The sequence below is a fragment of the Aeromicrobium sp. PFPM2_SD2 genome (genome assembly GCF_057364525.1).
The window spans coordinates 1-1,191 of sequence record NZ_JBNFNZ010000606.1 but is presented as its reverse complement, the minus strand read 5'-3'; the positions used below and the strand labels follow the sequence as shown (position 1 = coordinate 1,191).

At 72.9% G+C, this 1,191-nt stretch carries 2 protein-coding genes and 1 pseudogene; all 3 read left to right on the top strand.

Features of this window, described 5'->3' with window-relative positions; all coding sequences use genetic code 11:
- Positions 1 to 308 (top strand): annotated as a pseudogene (locus AC2W7G_RS16810) (hypothetical protein); the annotation flags it as partial.
- Between the two features lie 5 nt (positions 309 to 313).
- Entirely contained in the window at positions 314 to 937 is a 624-nt protein-coding gene (locus AC2W7G_RS16805) for a CDP-alcohol phosphatidyltransferase family protein (protein WP_485869446.1), read from the top strand.
- Position 938: 1 nt separating this feature from the next.
- The coding region (locus tag AC2W7G_RS16800; RefSeq protein WP_485869445.1) for a CinA family protein at positions 939 to 1,191 on the top strand (253 nt) is incomplete at its 3' end.

The window sequence follows — 1,191 nt, the reverse complement described above, 5'->3', positions numbered from 1 at the left end:
GCGGCGCGTCCTGGCCGTCCTTGGCTCGTGCACCTGCGGCCACCGCGGACGCGCGCACGCCGGTGCTGGTCGCCGACGACCTCGGGCTGCGGCTGCGCCAGCGGCGGGCCTGGGTCGGGCTGCCGTGGCAGGAGGTCGGCGACCTGCGCGTGGAGGGCCGGCACGGCGTCCTGGGCGACCCGCACGTCAAGGTCGTCACCCGCCAGGGCGAGCGCGTGTTCACCATCCCGCTGGGCCTGGCCATGTCGTCCTCGCCCGCCGCGGCGCGGGACCGCTTGGGCCGTCTGCGTCGCGCTGCCGCATACTGAGTGGCGTGTCGTCCGCAGAAGAGCGCGCTCCGGAGAAGCCGAGCAACCTCAACATCGCCAACGTCCTGACCGTCGTGCGGATCCTGGGCGTCCCCGTGTTCGGGTGGCTGCTGCTGACCGACGGCGGTGAGTCCGTGGGCATGCGCGTGGCCGCCTGGGTCGCGTTCGTGCTGCTGATGATCACCGACAAGATCGACGGCGACCTGGCCCGCAGCCGCAACCTCGTCACCGACTTCGGCAAGCTCGCCGACCCGATCGCCGACAAGGCGCTGACCGGCATGGCCTTCGTCGGCCTGGCGATCGTGTTCGACAGCTGGCTGTTCTGGGTCGTCACCATCGTCGTGCTGGTGCGCGAGTGGGGCATCACGATGATGCGCCTGGCGGTCAAGAAGTACGGGGTCATGCCGGCCAGCCAGGGCGGCAAGCTCAAGACGATGCTGCAGGCCATCGCGCTGGGCGGCTACGTCCTGCCGTTCGAGCTGTGGGACACCGTCTTCTCCGACGTCCTGCGCTGGACGACGCACGTGGTCATGGCCGCGGCCGTCGCCCAGACGCTGTGGACGGGTGTCCTGTACGTCCGCGACGCGATCGCCCTGCGTCGCGAGGCCCGGTCGCGCACCGCCTCCTGACATGACCTCCGACGTCGCCGCCCGGGTCGTCGCGCTGCTGCGCGAGCACGGGAGCACGGTGGCCACCGCGGAGTCGCTGACCGGCGGACGCGTCTGCGCCGCGCTCGTCGACGTGCCCGGCGCGTCCCAGGTGGTGCGCGGAGGCGTCGTCGCGTACGCGCCGACCTCAAGAGCGCGCTGCTGGGCGTCCCCGAGGCGCTCGTGGCCGAGCGCGGCACCGTCGACGCCGACGTGGCCGCCGCGATGGCGGCGGG